This window comes from Streptomyces sp. NPDC047061 (assembly GCF_040643955.1).
GTDB lineage: Bacteria > Actinomycetota > Actinomycetes > Streptomycetales > Streptomycetaceae > Streptomyces.
In genome coordinates, this window is record NZ_JBEYVI010000003.1 from 202,991 (window position 1) to 216,547 (window position 13,557).

The window sequence follows — 13,557 nt, forward strand, 5'->3', positions numbered from 1 at the left end:
GGGCCGGCCGCCGGCCGTGCCCTCGTCGCATGCCTTGGCACGCCTCGTCGCCGACGGACAGCCCGTGCGCGAGCCTGTGGGGCCCGTGCGGGAACCTGTGCGGGAACCCGTGCGCTCGCTCGTCCGCGCCCCGGAGACGGCCGGGCCGGCCCGGAGGGTTCGCCCGTGCCCGACCGGCCCCGTCAGCCCGCGGCCGGTCGCAGCTCGGCCCGGCGCAGCCCGCCCTCCCACGGCCCCGCGCGCCGGTTGCCCACCTCGGCCGTCCTGGGCGTCTGGGCGCCCAGCGTGAAGCCCAGGTGCTCCAGGAAGCACTCCCCGGAGCGCCAGCCCGGCGGCACCGACGCCGTCACCAGGGACACCCCCTCGGCATGCGCGAGCAGCGACTCGGCCAGCGCCCGCCCGAGGCCCCGGCCGCGTGCCCAGGGCGCCAGCAGGAACAGCCCCACCGCGACCGCGCCGGGCACCGGATGGTTCCGTACCGCGTCCACCAGGCCCGAGACGACCCCGTCCCGCTCCAGCACCAGCAGCACCTTGTCGTCGGGGTCGGCGCCCTCGGGCAGCCCGTAGAACAGGCTCTGCACGTCGCCCGGCCCGGACGGCAGCCCGGTCGCCGCCACGAACCAGTCCTCGCAGGCCTCGAAGAGGTCCAGCAGCGGCACCTCGTCCGCGGGCCGCGGCTCCCGCACCAGCACCCGCTCACCGGGCACGTCGATCATCCACGCGTCAACCACGCGACCGACGTTAACCCCGGTCAGCCACGGTCTCAACGCCCTTTCACCGCTTGCTCCGAAGCGCCCGGGGCGCACCGCCTCCGCACCGCCCCGACAGGTTTTCCCCGTACGGCAGTACCCACTTTCGGGTTCCGATCGTTGAGCTTTGGGGACGCGCAGACCCAATCCCGTACAAGCTGGAACTCCCCCTGCGGACAACCCCCTTCGAACACCCCTTTTCGGCCAGCGCCCCGAGGAGAGCCCATGAGCACGCCGCCTCTCGCATCCGGACCCCAGGGCCCCGACGCCCTGCGGCCCCTGCTGGACACCGTGCTCGACGCGCTGCGCGAGGGCGGCCGGGCGCGCGGCGGGCCGCTGCCCGCGGGCGGCCCGGAGACGGTGGCCGAGCGGATCGCGGACGCCGTGGGGGACGTACTCCCCGACGACGGCGACCCCGACGCCCTGCGCACCCTGGTGACCGCCCTCGCCGAGGGCGCCGCCGACCCCGCCGACCCGCTGTGCGCGGCGCATCTGCACTGCCCGCCGCTGGCCGTCGCCACCGCCGCCGACCTCGCCGCGAGCGCCCTCAACCCCTCCCTGGACTCCTGGGACCAGGCCCCGGCCGCCTCCGCCCTGGAAGCCCTGGTCACCCGCACCCTCGCGCACACCATCGGCCTCTCCGACGCGGTGGTCACCACCGGCGGCACCGAGTCCAACCAGCTGGCCCTGCTGCTGGCCCGGGAGGCCTCCGGCGGCGGCATCCGGCTGGTCTGCGGGGCCAACGCCCACCACTCGCTGCCCCGCGCCGCCTGGCTGCTCGGCCTGCCCGACCCCGTCGTGGTCCCCGCCCCGAACGGCACCCTCGACCCGGCCGCCCTCCACGACGCCCTCACCCGCCTGCCCCGGCCGCTGCTGGTCGCCGCCACCGCCGGCACCACCGACGCCGGGCTCGTCGACCCCCTCCCCGAGATCGCCGGGCTCTGCGCCGCCCACGGCGCCCGGCTGCACGTCGACGCCGCCTACGGGGGCGGCCTCGCCTTCAGCGACCGGCACCGGGACAAGCTCGCCGGCCTGGAGCGCGCCCACAGCGTCACCCTCGACCTGCACAAACTCGGCTGGCAGCCGGTCGCCGCCGGACTCCTCGCCGTCGCCCGCCCGGCCGAGCTCGGCGTGCTCCACCAGCACGCCGACTACCTCAACGCCGACGACGACACCGAGGCCGGCTACCCCGACCTGCTCGGCCGCTCCCTGCGCACCACCCGGCGCCCCGACGTCCTCAAGATCGCGGTCACCCTCAAGACCCTGGGCCGCACCGGACTCGGCGCGCTGGTCGACCAGGTGTGCGCACGGGCGCGGGAGTTCGCCGCCCTGGTCCGCGAGCATCCCGGCTTCGAGCTCTACGACCGGCCCAACATCAGCACGGTGCTGTTCCGCCCCACCGGAGCCACCGACGACGACGTCGCCGCCGTACGGCGCAGGCTGCTGCACGACGGCCGGGCGGTACTCGGCCGGGCCCGGCTCGACGGCCGGCTCTGGCTCAAGGCCACCCTCCTCAACCCCCACACGCGGCCGGACGAACTGGCCCTCCTCCTGAAACTCGTGGAAGGAACCACCCCCAGATGACCAACCCCCCACACCACGAGCCCGAAGCACCCCGCGACCTGGTCGGCATCGGCATCGGACCGTTCAACCTGTCCCTCGCCGCGCTCGCCCACCCGCTCGCCGAACTCGACGCCGTCTTCTACGAGCAGCGTCCGGGCTTCGACTGGCACCCGGGGCTGCTGATCGACGGCGCCACCATCCAGGTCCCGTTCCTCGCCGACCTGGTGACCCTCGCCGACCCCGCCAGCCCCTGGTCGTTCCTCAACTACCTCAAGGCGCGCGAGCGGCTCTTCCCCTTCTACTTCGCCGAGCGCTTCCACATCCAGCGCGCCGAGTACGACGCGTACTGCCGCTGGGTCGCCGAGAGCCTGCCCGGACTGCGCTTCTCCCACCAGGTCGACGCCGTCCGCTGGAACTCCGAACGCGACCTCTTCGAGGTCGACTTCACCCGGCTCGACGCGGAGGGCGAGGCCGAGTCCCTCGGCCGCACGTACACGAAGAACGTCGTGCTCGGGGTCGGGACCGTCCCGTACGTGCCCGATCCGCTCAAGCCCCTCGTGGAGTCCCCGATCGTCCCGGTCGTCCACGCGGCCGACTACCTCGACCACCGCGAGGCCTTCCTCGCCGCCGAGCACGTCACCGTCGTGGGCTCCGGGCAGTCCGGCGCCGAGGTCTTCCTCGACCTGCTGCGCCACCGGCCCGCCGGCCGCGAGAAGCTGCACTGGATCGGGCGGGGCGAGGCGTTCGCGCCCATGGAGTACTCCAAGCTCGGCCTGGAGCACTTCACCCCCGACTACACCCGCTTCTTCCACGCTCTCGCCGAGCCCGTCCGGGACCGGGTCGTCTCCGCCCAGTGGCAGCTGCACCGGGGCATCGACACCGACACCATCGCCGCCATCCACGACGAGCTGTACCGCCGTACGCTGCACGGCGGCTGGCCCGAGGCCGTCCTGACCCCCGGCGTCCAGGTCCGCACCGCCGGACGCGTCGCCACCACCAAGGTCGAGCTCCACCTCGAACACGTCCAGCAGGGCACCCGCTCCCGGCTCACCACCGACGCCGTCGTCCTGGCCACCGGCTACCGCGAACGGCCCCTCGGCCGCCTGCTCGCCGGACTCGACCCCTATCTGCGCCGGGACAGCGGCGAACGCCCGCGCGTGGACGAGCGGTTCCGGCTCGTCCTCGACCCGTCGGTGACCGGGGCGGCGTACGTCCAGAACGCCGAGCTCCACACCCATGGCGTCGGCACCCCGGACCTGGGCCTGGCCGCCTGGCGCAGCGCCAGCATCCTCAACACCCTGACCGGCAAGGACCCCTACCCGCTGCCCGCCCGCACCGCCTTCACCAGCTTCGGCCTGGAGCGGCCGGAGGAGCGGGTCCCGGCGCAGCAGCAGCCGAGGCAGCTCACCCCGCTCGTCGACTGAGCGCTTCGCCGACCGAGCGCTTCATCGACCGAACCCAGGGCGCCGGTCCCCGGCCCGGCGCCCTCCGGGACCGCTCAGAACACCGGCGTCCCTTCGCGGGTCAGCTCCCAGTCCGCCGACGCGAAGTCCTTCGGGTCCAGGACACCCTTGGCGGTCACCCACTCCGCGATCCGGGTGCGGATCTCCGTCGACTCCGACCACAGCTCCTTGGCCGAGGCGACGTACGGGAACGCGCCACCGCCGTTGGCGCGGTAGTTGTTCACCGCGAGGACGAACTGCTGCGAGTCGTCGAGGGCGGCGCCGTTGTAGGTCAGGTTCCTGATCCGCGCCCCGGCCGCCTGCGCGATGTCGATCTCGTACCGGAGGCCGGAGACGTAGTCGTAGTTGTAGTCCGGACGGTTGTTGGCGTTCGTCAGCTTCTCCACGTCGACGGTCGCGTCGGCGGCCGTCCGGACGAAGTACTCCGCCGAGTACTCCAGGTACGCCCGGATCTGCGCGCCCGTCATCAGCTTGGCGACCAGCGTGTTGTCGTACACGTAGAGGCTGGACAGGTCCCGGATGGTCACCTTGCCGGCCGGGATCTCGGAGGTCCGCGAGAACGGCGAGGCCTGTGCGATCACCGGCAGCGCGGCGTACTCCGTGCCGGCCAGGGCCGCCTTGACCACGTCCTCCTGGACCTTGGTGATCAGGTCGATGATCGGGGCGTCCTTGTAGCGGGCCTCGACCGTGGTCAGGGTCTCGGTCGCGGAGCCGACGACCTGGTTGACGTACGCGACGACCTTGGCGTGCTCGTCGGAGAGCAGCCTGGTGATCTTCGGGTCGTCGGCGACCGTGTTGGAGTTCAGCAGCGAGGCCGCGACCGACTCCACCTCCCAGCTGCCCTTGGCGAACACCAGCTCGATGTCGAAGAGGGTGAGGCGCTCGGCGTAGCAGAGCGGTTCGGAGAGGACGACGGTCTTTCCGGTGGCCTCGTTGACGACCTTCAGCTCCGGGATCTCCACGTGCGCGTGGCCGACCAGGATCGCGTCGATGCCCGGCACCTGCCGGGCGACGTTCGCGGCCGCGTTCTCGACGTACGGCACCTGGTCGCCGTAGGAGGAGGTGCCCGACGAGCCGGAGTGGGCCGAGACCACGACCACGTCGGCGCCCATCGCCTTCAGCTTCGGCACCCACTTCGCGGCCTGCTCCTCCAGGCCCGGGAAGGCCAGCTTGCCCTGGACGTAGGCCTTGTCCCAGATCGCGATGCCCGGGTTGGTCAGGCCGAGGACGGCGACCTTGACCGGCGGGGCGCCCGGGACGTGGAACTTCTTGATGAAGTAGGGCGGGAAGGCCGGCTTCAGGGTCTTCGCGTCGACCGCGTTGGCGCCGAGCAGGGGGAAGCGCAGCTGGTCCTCGAACTTGCGCAGGGTCTCGATGCCGTAGTTGAACTCGTGATTGCCGAGCGCCGCCGCGTCGTACCCGATCGCGTTCATGGCCTGGGCCATCGGGTGCACCGGGCCGCCCTTGGCGGTGATCGGGTCGACCTTGGCGTAGTAGTACGTCAGCGGGGTGCCCTGGATGGTGTCACCGGCGTCGAGGAGCAGGGTGTTGCACCGGCCCTTCGCGGCACGCACCTGGTTCACCAGGGTCGAGATGCGCGCCAGGCCCATCGCGTTGCCGGCCTTGTCGGAGTACTCCGCGTCCTTGAAGTAGTCCCAGTTGAAGACGTGCCCGTGCAGGTCGGTGGTGCCCATGACGGTGAGGGAGTACCGCTTGGGCTGCTTGGCGCGGGTCGCGGCAGCCGGTGCGGCCTGTGCCGGGGCCGCCGCCGCGCCGGCGATCGCCACTCCCGCTCCGGTGGCGGCGGACTTCTCCAGGAACTTCCGGCGGTTCAAGGGCATGTCTTGATCTCCTCGGGATTCGGTCAACGACGCGCGTAGATTCTGTCCTGGGCATGACTGACGGCAACAGGTCCGGGAGGTTTCGATCTGGTGACCCGCACGGTGAACTCCGGGGCGCACAAGCGGGGATGGCGTGACAGAGTGGGACGTATGACCTCACCCTCGTCCTCGCCCGGGGAGCGCCGGCCGGCCGGCACGCCCGACGCCCCGCTCCTCGTCGTGCACGGCGAGGCCGAGCTGGAGGTCGAGCCCGAACTGGCCCGGATCGCCGTCATGGTCAGCGCCCGGGGCCGGGACCGCCGTTCGACGCTGGACGACCTGACCCGCCGCAACGCCGCCGCCCTCGATCTGATCAAGTCGTACGGTGACGCGGTGGCCCGGTTGTCGACCGGGGTCTTCTCCGTCGCCCCCGAACTCGCCGAGCGCGGCCGGGGCGAGCGCGTCCGCAGCTACCAGGGGCGGGTCCAGCTCACCGCGGAGTTCACCGACTTCACCGTCCTCGGCGAACTCGTCACCCGGCTCGCGGACTTGGAGCTGACCCGGGTCGACGGCCCCTGGTGGTCGCTGCGCCCGGACTCGTCCGTGCACGGCGAGGCCCGGCGGCGCGCGGTCGCCGACGCGGTGCAGCGCGCCCGCGAGTACGCGAGCGCCCTCGGCACCTCCCTCGCCGCCCTGGTCGAGCTCGCCGACACCGGCACCGAGGGGGAGGAGCCGTACCGGGCGAAGTTCGACCGCGGGATCCGCCGGATGGCGGCCGCCGCCGACTTCGCGGAGGCCGCCGAACCCCTCGATCTGGAGCCTCCGCGACTGCGTGTCACCGCTCGGGTCGGTGCGCAATTCACGATGGCGCCGCCGCGGCTGTGACTCGCCGCGGCTGTGACTCTGGGAAAACGCGTTCGGAATATCGAATGGCGACAGTGATCACGCTGTATTCAACAAGTGCGAGATGCTCATAGGAGCGGAGTGCCGCACAATTCAACACTTGTCAATATGCCTTCACGCAAAGGTTGTTGGGTCGTCATGTGCGACCAATTCTCTACCCGCCGGTAAGGCCTAGGCTCGAAGCATGCGCCGAGCAAAGATCGTTTGTACTCTGGGGCCCGCCACCGACTCGTACGACCAGATCAAGGCCCTGGTCGAGGCCGGAATGGACGTCGCCCGACTCAACCTCAGCCACGGCACCCACGCCGAGCACGAGGAGCGTTACCAGCGTGTCCGCAAGGCCTCCGACGAGTCCGGCCGCAGCATCGGGATCCTCGCCGACCTTCAAGGCCCGAAGATCCGGCTCGGCCGCTTCACCGAAGGCCCCGTACTCCTCGAACGCGGTGACGCCTTCGTCATCACGGTGGAGGAGGGCGCCGAGGGCGACCGGCACCAGTGCGGTACGACGTACACGGGCCTGGCCGGTGACGTCACTCCCGGTGAGCGCGTCCTCGTCGACGACGGCAAGGTCTGCCTGGAGGTCACCCACGTCGACGGCCCCCGCGTGCACACCACGGTGGTCGAGGGCGGCATGGTCTCCGACCACAAGGGCCTCAACCTCCCCGGGGTCGCCGTCTCCGTCCCGGCCCTGTCCGACAAGGACGAGGCCGACCTGCGGTGGGCGCTGCGCACCGGCGTCGACGTGATCGCCCTGTCCTTCGTGCGCAGCGGCCGGGACATCGAGGACGTCCACCGCATCATGGCCGAGGAGGGCCGCCGCCTTCCCGTGATCGCCAAGGTCGAGAAGCCGCAGGCCGTCGAGAACATCGACGGGATCGTGGCCGCCTTCGACGGCATCATGGTCGCCCGCGGCGACCTGGGCGTGGAGATGCCGCTGGAGCAGGTGCCGATCGTCCAGAAGCGCGCGATCAAGCTCGCCAAGCGCAACGCCAAGCCGGTCATCGTCGCCACCCAGATGCTCGACTCGATGATCGAGAACTCCCGCCCCACCCGCGCCGAGGCCTCCGACGTCGCCAACGCGGTCATCGACGGCACGGACGCGGTGATGCTCTCCGGCGAGACCAGCGTCGGCAAGTACCCGATCGAGACCGTCCGCACCATGGCGAAGATCGTCGAGGCGGCCGAGGAGGACATCCTCGCCAAGGGCCTCCCGCCGCTGACCGAGAGCAACAAGCCCCGCACCCAGGGCGGCGCGGTGGCCCGGGCCGCCGCCGAGATGGGCGACTTCCTGAACGCGAAGTTCCTCGTCGCGTTCACCGAGTCGGGAGACACGGTCCGTCGGCTCTCCCGCTACCGCTCGCCGATCCCGCTGCTGGCCTTCACCCCGGAACCGGCCACCCGCTCCCAGCTCAACCTCACCTGGGGCGTCGAGACCCTCCTCGGCCCGCACGTCGACTCGACGGACAAGATGGTCGACCAGGTGGACGAGCTGCTGCTGAAGTACGGCCGCTGCCAGAAGGGCGACATCGTGGTCATCACGGCGGGTTCCCCGCCCGGTGTCTCCGGCTCCACCAACATGGTCCGGGTCCACCACATCGGTGAGGACGACAGCCCCAAGTGACGCGCGAAGGGCCCCTCCGTCCGGCGGAGAGGCCCTTCGGCCACGCAATGATCGCGACCTTGGAATCCAAGGAAAAGTGCCCCGGGTCGGACTCGAACCGACACTGTACGGGTTTTGAATCCGTTGCCTGCTGCCAATTGGGCTACCGGGGCTCGAAGAATCAAAGGTGATCCCCGACCCTCCGCGCGTCCACCATACCGTAGCTAGGTAGGCTCTTGTCAGCAGTACCCCTGCCCTGAACGAGGAGCCCCCGTGACCGCCGCCGAGTCGCCCCAGCCAGTCGACGCACCCGACGACAAGTCGCACGTGCCTCCGATGACGACCCGTGTCGTCATCGCCGAGGACGAGGCCCTGATCCGGCTCGACCTGAAAGAGATGCTGGAGGAGGAGGGGTACACGGTCGTCGGTGAGGCCGGTGACGGCGAGCAGGCCGTCGAGCTGGCCCGCGAGCACCGCCCCGACCTGGTCATCCTCGACGTCAAGATGCCCAAGCTGGACGGCATCTCGGCGGCCGAGAAGATCGCCGAGGAGTCCATCGCCCCGGTGCTGATGCTCACCGCCTTCTCGCAGCGCGACCTCGTCGAGCGGGCCCGGGACGCGGGCGCGATGGCGTACCTGGTCAAGCCGTTCAGCAAGAGCGACGTCGTCCCGGCGATCGAGATGGCCGTCTCCCGCTTCACCGAGCTGAAGCAGCTGGAGCAGGAGGTCGCCGACCTCACCCTGCGCCTGGAGACCCGCAAGCTGGTCGACCGCGCGAAGTCCATCCTCCAGACCGAGTACGGCCTGACCGAGCCGGCCGCGTTCCGCTGGATCCAGAAGACGTCGATGGACCGCCGCATGTCGATGCAGCAGGTCGCCGAGGCCGTCATCGCGGACAGCGACGAGAAGAAGTCCAGCAAGGGCTGACCCGCACAGACATACACGACAAGGCCCGTGCTTCGGAGAAGGAAGCACGGGCCTTTGTGATGTCGGCGCCCCGTGGGGGCGCGGGGAACTGCGCGACCGGCCCCCACCGGCCCCCACCGGCCCCCACCGGCCCGCAGCGACCCGACGACCTAGTCCTCGCCCAAATAGGCCTTACGAACCGACTCATCGGTCAGCAGATCCTGCCCGCTGCCCGACAGCACGATGTTGCCGACCTCCATCACATGCCCCTGGTCGGCCAGCGACAGCGCCGCCTGCGCGTTCTGCTCGACGAGCAGAATCGTTGTTCCCTGCGACTTCAGCTCCACGATCGTCGCCATGATCTTCTGCATCATGATCGGCGACAGACCCATGGACGGCTCGTCCAGCATCAGCAGCTTCGGCTGGGACATCAGCGCGCGCCCCATCGCCAGCATCTGCTGCTCACCGCCCGAGAGGGTGCCCGCGGCCTGCTTGCGCCGCTCGCCCAGGATCGGGAAGAGGTCGTAGGCCCGCTGGATGTCCCTCTCGATGCCCGCCTTGTCCTTGCGGAGGAAGGCACCGAGCTGCAGGTTCTCGGCGATGGTCAGGCGCGGGAAGATGTGCCGGCCCTCGGGGGAGTGGGCGAGCCCGAGCGCGACGATCTTGTGCGCCGGCACCCCGCTGAGCGGCTTGCCGTCGAACACGACCCTGCCCGAGGCCGGCTTGAGCAGCCCCGACAGGGTACGCAGGGTCGTGGTCTTGCCGGCGCCGTTGGTGCCGATGAGGGTCACGACCTGACCGGCCTCGACGCTGAACGAGATGCCCTTGACGGCCTCGATCTTGCCGTAGGCGACCCTGAGGTCCTCGACCTCCAGCAGTGCGGTCACTGGGCCTCTCCCTTGGTGGTGCTGTCCGCCTCGACACTGTCCGCGGCCTCCGCGGCCTCGACCTCGGCGGCCTCCGCCTGACCGGGGTCGCCCTCGAAGGGCTCGCCCAGATACGCGGCGACGACGCGCTCGTCCGCCTGGACGACGTCGGAGGTGCCCTCGACGAGCTTCTCGCCCTGGACGAGGACGGCGACCCGGTCGCACAGGTTGAAGATGAAGCGCATGTCGTGCTCGATGACGAGGACGGCGATGCCCTTGTCCCGGATGGCGAAGACCAGTTCCTCGGTGGCGCGGGTCTCCTGCGGGTTCATGCCGGCCGTCGGCTCGTCGAGCAGCAGCAGGCCCGGCTCGCTGGCCAGCGCCCGCGCGATCTCCAGCTTGCGCTGCTCGCCGTAGGGCAGGTTGCGCGCGAGGTGGTCCCGCTTGGCGGCGAGGCCGATGAACTCCAGGAGCTCCATGGCCTTCGCCTCGGACTCCTTCTCGGCCTTGCGGAAGCCGGGACCGCGCAGCAGCGCGGACCACAGGCCCTCCTTGGTCCGCGTGTGGCGGCCCACGAGGACGTTCTCCAGGACGGTCATGTTGGCGAAGAGCCGGATGTTCTGGAACGTCCGCGCGATGCCCGCCTGCGTCACCAGGTGCGGCTTGGGCGGCAGCACCTTGCCCTGGTACGAGACCGTGCCCTCGGTGGGGACGTACAGACCGGTGAGGCAGTTGAAGAAGGTGGTCTTGCCGGCACCGTTCGGGCCGATCAGACCGACGATCTCGCCGCTGTTGACCGTGAAGTCGACGGAGCGGACGGCGGTCAGACCACCGAAGCGCATCGTGACGTCACGGGCTTCGAGTACAGGTGTCGTCATGGTTCCTACGCCCCTGCCTTGGTGACGGCCGGATCGTCGCTCAGCGTCTCCTGCGCGGGTACGTCGAGCTGGCCGGTCTCGTGGAACTCCAGCTGGCGGCGGCGGTTGGCGATGATGCCCTCCGGCCGGAACCGCATCAGCACGATCAGCGCGATACCGAAGGCGAACAGCTCGTAGTTCTGGAGGAACTGGAGCTTCTCCGGGACCAGGTAGAGCACGCTCGCGCCGAGCAGCGGGCCGCTGACGGTGCCCATGCCGCCGAGGACGACGGCGGCCAGCAGGAAGGCCGAGTTGGGCGGGGCGGCGCCGGCGAACTGGTACGGCTGCGGGTTCACGCTGTAGTTGACGTGTGCCATCACCGTGCCGGCGAGGCCCGCGAGGGAGGCGCCGAGGGCGAAGGCGATCAGCTTGACGCGGAAGCCGTTGATGCCCATGGCGGTCGCGGCGGTCTCGTCCTCGCGGATGGCGATCCAGGAGCGGCCGATACGGGAGTCGGCGGCGCGGGTGAAGACGAGCACGACGATCGCCGTGACGATGAGCATCAGGAACAGGTAGTTGGCGAACCGGCCCAGGTTCTGCCCGAGGATGGTGTGCGACTCGCCCAGGTTGAACCCGAAGATGCTCAGGTCCGGGATCTGGGTGATGCCGTTGGGGCCGCGGGTGATGTTCGGTCCGGAGTCGCCGTCGAGGTTGTTGACGGTGATGCGGAAGATCTCACCGAAGCCGAGCGTCACGATGGCCAGGTAGTCGCCGCGCAGTCGCAGGGTCGGCGCGCCGATCAGCACACCGAAGATCAGCGAGGCGGCCATGCCGGTGAGGGCGGCGGCCCAGAACGGGAACTGCACTCCGGAGAACCGGGAGTACTCCGAGCCGGAGACCAGAGCGGCCGCGTAGGCGCCGACACCGAGGAACGCGACGTAACCGAGGTCGAGCAGACCGGTGAGGCCGACCACGATGTTCAGGCCGAGGGCGACGGTGGCGAAGATCAGGATGTTCACGCCGACGTTGGCGTTGTGGTCGTCGCTCTGGGTGAAGGGGAAGATCACGGCGGCGACGAAGGCGAGCGCCGAAGCGAACCCCTTGTGGTGCGCCGCGGTGGTCGCGAAGCGGTCGACGAGGCCGGTGTGCATGAGGCCCCAGGCGGCGAAGACGAGCAGCAGCAGATAGCCGATGAAGGTCTCGCTCGCGTCGTTGTCGATGCCGATGCCGTAGGTGAAGGACACCAGGGCGAGCGCGACGCCGACCGTGATGATGATGCGCTCGCCGAGCGGCGTCGTCTTGGCCGGAGCGGGCTGCTGAGGCTTGGTCAGGTAGCCGCGGAAGCCGGTGCCGGGGGCCGGGTGGGGCAGCGCGAGGGCGCCGACGACGGGCAGCGCGGAGGCCGCCATCGCCACGTAGGCGCCCGGGTCCAGGTTGACCAGGCCGTTGAGGTCGACGGCGATGGCGATGCCGGTGAACCAGCAGACGGCGAACGCCGACAGCGCCGTCAGGAAGACCGGGGAGGTGGCGCCCGCCGGGTTCAGCCAGCGCAACCCCTTGACGTCCCACAGGGTGAGCCCGAACAGCAGGGTCAGGGCGCCGCCCACGAGGGCGAGGATCTGCAGGCCGGCCGGGTAGCCGTAGACGGTCAGGTCGCCGGGGAACTCGGACGTCCAGGTCCAGCTCATGAACGTGCTGGCGATGGTGCCCACGGCGCCCACGACGACGAGCAGCCGGGCGACGGACAGCGGCAGCGGGACGGGCCCGTGCTCCGCCGCGGCCGGGGAGTTGGTGGTGTCGGTCATGCTGCTCACGCCCTGTCCGCGACGCGTTCGCCGAGCAGACCCTGTGGTCTGAAGAGGAGTACGAGGATCAGCAGGACGAAGGCCCACACGGAGGCCCAGCCGCCACCGCCGAGCTGCTGCATGCCGGGGACGTTGGCGATGTAGGCGGTGGCCATGGCCTCGGCGATACCGAGGACGAGGCCGCCGAGCATGGCGCCGTAGATGTTGCCGATGCCGCCGAGGACGGCCGCGGTGAACGCCTTCAGACCGGCGATGAAGCCCATGTCGTAGGAGACGGAACCGTACTTGAGGCCGTACGAGACACCGGCCACGGCCGCGAAGAAGCCGCCGATCGCGAAGGCGATGACGATGATGCGGTTGGTGTCGATGCCCATCAGCTGGGCGGTGTCCGGGTCCTGGGCGGTGGCCTGCATGGCGCGGCCGGTGCGGGAGAGCCGGACGAACAGGGCGAGGATCGCCATGCACAGCGGGGCGGCGATGATCAGGAAGATGTCACCGCTCTGCACCGTCACGGAGCCGATGTGCAGGGGGCCGAACGGCAGCTGCGGGAAGACCCGGGCGGTCTTCGCGTCGCCGTCGACGTGGTACCAGTTGAAGACCGCCTGCTGCAGCGCGAGGGACAGGCCGATCGCGGTGATCAGCGGGGCGAGGCGTGGTGCGCCGCGCAGCGGTCGGTAGGCGAAGCGTTCGGCGCCGACGGCGATGAGTACGGCGACCAGCGCGCCACCGATGAGCATCGCCGGCAGGGCTACCCACATGGATATGCCGTCCGGCAGGAGAAGGTAGACCGTGAGGGCGCCGAAGCCTCCGGTCATGAAGATCTCGCCATGGGCGAAGTTGATGAGCTGGACGATGCCGTACACCATCGTGTAGCCGATGGCGATCAGACCGTACATCGAGCCGAGGAACAGCCCGTTGGCCAGCTGCTGCGGCAGGGTGTTCACCGCGTGGCCTCCATGTGGTGGGGAGAGTCAGGGGGGCGGTAGAAGGCGGGCCGCGCGGTGACGGTTGGTCTGCGCCGCGCG

11 protein-coding genes and 1 tRNA gene are annotated in these 13,557 nt (G+C 70.4%); 5 read left to right on the top strand and 7 right to left on the bottom strand.

The genetic code is table 11. The features are described 5' to 3' along the window. Positions 1-182: 182 nt before the first annotated feature. Positions 183-731: a GNAT family N-acetyltransferase gene (locus ABZ887_RS06980; RefSeq protein ID WP_361283808.1), complete on the bottom strand. Its 549-nt coding sequence runs from the start codon at positions 729-731 to the stop codon at positions 183-185. Positions 732-974: 243 nt separating this feature from the next. Between ABZ887_RS06980 and ABZ887_RS06985 the strand changes: the two genes are divergently transcribed. Together ABZ887_RS06985 and ABZ887_RS06990 are read left to right on the top strand one after the other, a co-directional pair. Further along, the gene (locus ABZ887_RS06985; RefSeq protein WP_361283811.1) at positions 975-2,333 is read left to right on the top strand and encodes an aminotransferase class V-fold PLP-dependent enzyme; all 1,359 of its coding nucleotides are present in this window, start codon (positions 975-977) and stop codon (positions 2,331-2,333) included. After that, the gene (locus ABZ887_RS06990; RefSeq protein ID WP_361283814.1) at positions 2,330-3,736 is read left to right on the top strand and encodes a SidA/IucD/PvdA family monooxygenase; all 1,407 of its coding nucleotides are present in this window, start codon (positions 2,330-2,332) and stop codon (positions 3,734-3,736) included. The genes ABZ887_RS06985 and ABZ887_RS06990 overlap by 4 nt, the downstream gene beginning before the upstream one ends. Before the next feature lie 74 nt (positions 3,737-3,810). On the opposite strand, the gene ABZ887_RS06995 is transcribed toward ABZ887_RS06990, so the two are convergent. Beyond that, entirely contained in the window at positions 3,811-5,616 is a 1,806-nt protein-coding gene (locus ABZ887_RS06995) for a 5'-nucleotidase C-terminal domain-containing protein (protein ID WP_361283817.1), read from the bottom strand. A gap of 150 nt (positions 5,617-5,766) precedes the next feature. Here ABZ887_RS06995 and ABZ887_RS07000 point away from each other — a divergent pair, with 150 nt between their 5' ends. Both ABZ887_RS07000 and pyk read left to right on the top strand, forming a co-directional pair. Next, entirely contained in the window at positions 5,767-6,480 is a 714-nt protein-coding gene (locus tag ABZ887_RS07000; RefSeq protein ID WP_361283820.1) for an SIMPL domain-containing protein, read from the top strand. Between the two features lie 202 nt (positions 6,481-6,682). Then, a complete protein-coding gene (gene pyk / locus ABZ887_RS07005; protein ID WP_361283823.1) occupies positions 6,683-8,119 on the top strand; it encodes a pyruvate kinase in 1,437 nt (478 codons plus the stop codon). A 77-nt stretch (positions 8,120-8,196) separates the two neighbouring features. Here pyk and ABZ887_RS07010 read toward each other — a convergent pair. Beyond that, positions 8,197-8,271: transfer RNA gene (locus ABZ887_RS07010), tRNA-Leu, on the bottom strand. A gap of 100 nt (positions 8,272-8,371) precedes the next feature. Here ABZ887_RS07010 and ABZ887_RS07015 point away from each other — a divergent pair. Beyond that, positions 8,372-9,025, top strand: a complete 654-nt coding sequence (locus ABZ887_RS07015; RefSeq protein WP_361283826.1) for a response regulator — start codon at positions 8,372-8,374, stop codon at positions 9,023-9,025. A gap of 149 nt (positions 9,026-9,174) precedes the next feature. Here ABZ887_RS07015 and ABZ887_RS07020 read toward each other — a convergent pair whose 3' ends face one another. From ABZ887_RS07020 to ABZ887_RS07035, 4 genes are read right to left on the bottom strand one after another with little or no spacing between them, the layout of a single operon-like run. Next, positions 9,175-9,891 carry an ABC transporter ATP-binding protein gene (locus tag ABZ887_RS07020; RefSeq protein ID WP_361283829.1) on the bottom strand — a complete coding sequence of 239 codons (717 nt, stop codon included), beginning with the start codon at positions 9,889-9,891 and terminating at the stop codon, positions 9,175-9,177. After that, complete coding sequence (locus ABZ887_RS07025) at positions 9,888-10,748, bottom strand: ABC transporter ATP-binding protein (RefSeq protein ID WP_361283832.1); 861 nt, start codon at positions 10,746-10,748, stop codon at positions 9,888-9,890. Before ABZ887_RS07025 ends, ABZ887_RS07020 begins: the two co-directional genes overlap by 4 nt. A 5-nt stretch (positions 10,749-10,753) precedes the next feature. Beyond that, positions 10,754-12,532 (bottom strand): branched-chain amino acid ABC transporter permease, encoded by a 1,779-nt coding sequence (locus ABZ887_RS07030; RefSeq protein WP_361284606.1) that lies wholly within the window; start codon positions 12,530-12,532, stop codon positions 10,754-10,756. A gap of 5 nt (positions 12,533-12,537) precedes the next feature. After that, positions 12,538-13,476, bottom strand: a complete 939-nt coding sequence (locus ABZ887_RS07035; RefSeq protein WP_361283835.1) for a branched-chain amino acid ABC transporter permease — start codon at positions 13,474-13,476, stop codon at positions 12,538-12,540. Between the last annotated feature and the right edge of the window lie 81 nt (positions 13,477-13,557).